This is a genomic window from Cellulomonas fimi (assembly GCF_028527925.1).
GTDB classification, from domain to species: domain Bacteria; phylum Actinomycetota; class Actinomycetes; order Actinomycetales; family Cellulomonadaceae; genus Cellulomonas; species Cellulomonas fimi_C.
Window position 1 is genome coordinate 1 of sequence record NZ_JAPESW010000091.1, and the last position, 4,249, is coordinate 4,249.

Sequence of the window (4,249 nt, forward strand, 5' to 3'; positions counted from 1 at the left end):
TCACCGGCTCCAACCCCGCCGGCAACACCCACCTGCGCGCCTTCCCCACCACCGTCCCGGCCACCCTGCCCGACATCTCCACCAACAACTTCACCCCCGGCCGCGACGAAGCCAACCTCGCCGTCCTGCAGCTCGGCGACGCCGGACGCGTCTCCTTCTACACCTACTCCGCCGACACCGACCTCGTCATCGACGTCGCCGGCTACTTCCGCTACTGACCCCCCGGGACACCGTCGTCAGAGGTCGAGGACGAGCGTCTGCCCCCAGTCGTGGGTGCGGGCGGGGCGGAAACCGACCCGGTCGTAGAAGGCGATCGCGCCGGTGTTGCGGGCGTCGACGCCGAGGTGCAGGCCCGTGACGCCGCGCTCGCGCAGCGCCTCGGCGAGCGCGTCGACGAGGCGTCGGCCCCAGCCCTGCCCCTGCGCACGCGGCAGCAGGTCGATGTGCAGGTGCGCGGGGTGCGTGTCGTAGAGGGTGTCAGGCGTCGGGACCCACTCGTGGATGCGCCGCACGAGCACGTGGTCCTCGGTGCCGTCGCCCGGATCGGCGGTCACGGGGTACTGCGCCCGCAGCGTCGGCCACCAGTGGGCGTCGAGCCACTCCTCGAACGCGAGGGTGTCGGCGGTCGCGACCACGTACCCGAGCACGCCGCGGGAGTCGGCGACGACGAACGACAGGCCGGGGTCCGCGACGGGGTACGGGCCCGCGTACACGTGCGGCAGCAGGTCGGGGTTGCGGTAGAGCGCGGTGGCGTCACCGCCCGCCGCACCGGTGAGCACGCAGATGCGGTAGATCGCCGGGAGGTCGGCCGGGTGGAAGGGGCGGAGCACAGCGGCCATGCGGACGACCTTCTCACGCGCGCGTTCGCTCGGCCGGATCACCCGGACGTTCACCCGAAAAGGTGGCGTCGGCCGCCCGGCCAGGTCATACGCTGACGGCCGACCAGGCCGTCCGTCCACGCGCCGACGCGTGCACGCGGTTCGCCCACCTCCCGGCAGGACGCACACGCATGCTGAAGCCCCGCTCCGCCGCCACCGTGGCCATGACGCTCGCGCTCGCCGCCGTCACCCTGGCGCCCGCCGCCGCGTGGAGCGCCCCGACGGAGCCGGTCGACCCCACGACCACCCCGGCCGACCACGAGCGCGGCGACCTGCCGCGGCTCGAGCTGCCCGAGGCGCCGCCGGCCGCGGAGCCCGACCAGGTCCTCGTGCGGTTCTCGTCGAAGGCGTCGGCGTCGGACCAGCGGGGCGCGCTGTCGGCGGCGGGCGTCAGCGGCGGCGAGGACGTGCCGGGCACCCGGTTCGTCGCCGTCCCGGTCGGCGACGAGGACCCGGAGGAGGTCGTCGAACGCCTCGCCCAGGACCCGGCGGTGGCCGACGTCCAGGTCGACCACGTCCGGCAGGGCTTCGGATGGACGAACGACCCGTACCTCACGTACACGGGGCCGTACGTCGAGCTGACCCGCCAGCCGCGCGTGTGGGACTTCACCGCGGGCCAGGGCACCGTCGTGGCGGTCCTCGACTCGGGCGTGTACGCGGCGCACGAGGACCTGGTCGCGCGCATGCTCCCCGGGACCGACCTGGTCGACAACGACGCCGACCCGTCCGACCCGTACGGCCACGGCACGCTCGTCGCGGGCGTCGCGGCGGCGACCGGTAACAACGGCAGGGGTGCCGTGGGTGTCGCGCACCGCGCGTCGATCCTGCCGGTGCGCGTGCTCGACGCGCAGGGGTACGGCACCGACTCGCGCGTCGCCGCCGGGATCGCGTGGGCGGTCGCACGCGGCGCCGACGTCATCAACCTCTCCCTCGGCGGCCCCGCCACGTCGCCCGCGATGCTCGACGCGATCCGGGCGGCGGTCGGCCAGGGGGTCGTCGTCGTCGCGGCCGCGGGCAACACCGGCACGCAGGTCCCGCAGTACCCCGCGGCGTACGCGCCCCAGGTGCGCGGCCTGCTGTCGGTGTCGGCGACCGACGACTGGGGTGCCCTCGCGGGCTGGTCGACGTGGGGCGACACGGTCTCCATCTCCGCGCCCGGCAACGACATGGTGGGCCCGGGCATCAACGGCGGGTACGTCGCCGGCTCGGGAACGTCGTTCGCCGCCCCGGTCGTCAGCGGCGCCGCGGCCCTGCTCACCGCGGCCTCCCCGCGGCTGGACCCGGGGGCCGTGGAGGACCGGCTCGTGGCGGCCGCGCGTGACGCGGGCCCGCGCGGCTACGACCCGTACTACGGCGCCGGGATCGTGGACGTCGCGTCCACGGTGTTCCTGAGCGCAGCCGTGGCGGTCCCGCTCGACCGCGCGCCCGGCGATCCCGGCCAGTCCGACGACACGGCCGCGACGGCGCGCCGCGTCACCGGCAGCACGGTCACCGGGCAGATCTCGCCCGAGGGCGACGTCGACTGGTACGCCATCGACGTCCCCGCGGCCGGCGGCTACCGGGTGAGCGTCGCGCACGACGGCTTCGGCGACGAGTCGGCCGGGCCCTCGCTCGACCTCGCGCTCGAGGTCCAGGACGGCGCGGGCAACCTGCTGGGCGAGGCGCGCGACACGGACCTGGGCGAGGGTGAGGAGACCGTCGTCCAGGTCGCGCAGGCTGGGACGATCCGGGTCGGCGTGTCGAACGAGAACGGCTCGGCGCCGACGGAGTGGGACTACGTGGTCACCGTCGAGCCCGCCGCCTTCCCGGTGTTCACCCCGACGCGCTCCCCGGCGTCGGCGTCGTTCGCCGCGACCGCGGTCGTGGCGGCGGACTTCACGGGCGACGGGAAGGTCGACGCGCTGACGGTCGGCGGCGGCAAGGGGGTCTCGGTCTACCCCGGGAAGGGCGACGGGACGCTCGGCGCGCGCGTCGAGGTGCCGTCGCCGGGCCTCTGGCTGGTGGGCGAGGGGCTCGTCGCCGCGGACGTCGACGGCGACAAGGACAGCGACGCGGTCGCGACCACCAACCTCGGCTTCGTCGTCCTGAAGCAGTCCGGGGGCACGCTGACACCCGGCAGCGACAACGCGCTCTCCTACAACGGGACGCCGGTGAACGGGCGCGGGATCGCGGCCACCGACTGGGACGGCGACGGCGACACCGACGTCGTGGTCTCCTCGAGCCGCGTGCCGTCGAGCCTGCACGTCATGCTCAACGACGGCACGGGCGCCTTCACGCCGGGGCCGGTCACGCTCACGCAGCAGAACGCGGGCGGCGTCGGCGAGCAGCGGATCGCGGTCGGCGACCTCACCGGGGACGGACGGCCCGACGTCGTCACCACGTACGCCCTGTACGCGCAGCGCACCGACGGCACCTTCGCCGCGCCGGTCACCCTGCCGCCCGCGGGCGGGCCCCTCACCACGACGGTCGACGTCGGCGACGTGACGGGCGACGGGCGCCTCGACGTGGTCCGCATCAGCGGCAGCGCCCTGCGCGTCTCGGCCGGTCGCTCCACCGGTGGGTTCGCCCCCGAGGTGCAGTACCCGATCGGCAGCGAGGACGACGGCGACCTGGCGATCGGCGACCTGAACGCCGACGGCCTCCAGGACGTGGTCGTCGTCAACGCGTTCGGCTATGCCGTGAGCGTGCTGTGGCAGCGGCCGGGCGGCACGCTCTCCGCGCCGGCGCCCACCCCCGTCGAGCAGCTCGTCTACGCCTCCGCCAACCAGGTCGCGCTCGCACACCTCGACGGTGACGGGCGGCTGGACGCGGTCGTCGCCGCTCAGGACGGCGTGCTCGCGCTGCGGCAGTCGATCCAGGACGCGCCGCGGCGTGCGTGGCTGACGTCGACCAGCGTGGCGCCGCACACGGCGGGCGTCGCGGTGCGACCGACCGTGCGCCTCGGGTTCGGCCGTCAGCTCGACCCGGCCGACCTGACGTCGGCGAACGTCGCCGCGCACGTCGTCCTCAAGGACCGGACGGGCGCGACCGTCCCGGCGACGGTCGCGCTCGACGGGACGAGCGCGATCACCGTGCGTCCGTCCGCCGACCTGGGCCTGGGCGACCACTTCTCGGTCGTCGTCACGGGCCTGCACGACACGTCCGGTGGTGTGCTGCCGGCGCCGGTGCGGGTGCCGTTCACGGTGGGTGCGGGGGGTGAGCGGTACACCCCGGTGCCGCCCGAGCGCGTCCTGGACACCCGCAGCGGGCTGGGCGGGACCCGGCAGCCGACCGGTGCCCGGCTCGTGCTCGACCTGTCCGAGCACCTGCCGACCAGCGCGACCGCGGTCGTGCTGAACCTGACCGCGACCCGCTCGACCGGCCCGGGCAAC

General features: G+C 75.3%; 3 protein-coding genes. 2 read left to right on the forward strand and 1 reads right to left on the reverse strand.

Going from position 1 to position 4,249, the window contains the following annotated elements:
• Window positions 1-218 (forward strand): hypothetical protein (locus tag OMK64_RS19685; protein ID WP_272730049.1); only part of this gene is annotated, 218 nt, incomplete at its 5' end.
• Between the two features lie 18 nt (window positions 219-236).
• Here the strand turns inward: OMK64_RS19685 and OMK64_RS19690 are convergent.
• Entirely contained in the window at window positions 237-839 is a 603-nt protein-coding gene (locus OMK64_RS19690) for a GNAT family N-acetyltransferase (RefSeq protein WP_272730050.1), read from the reverse strand.
• A gap of 170 nt (window positions 840-1,009) precedes the next feature.
• On the opposite strand from OMK64_RS19690, the gene OMK64_RS19695 reads away from it, so the two are divergent.
• On the forward strand, window positions 1,010-4,249 hold a 3,240-nt coding region (locus OMK64_RS19695), incomplete at its 3' end, for a S8 family serine peptidase (RefSeq protein WP_272730051.1).

Coding starts and splice junctions, on each gene's coding strand:
- OMK64_RS19690 (WP_272730050.1), bottom strand. CDS start 839: ATGGCCGCTGTGCTCCGCCCCTTCCACCCGGCCGACCTCCCGGCGATC.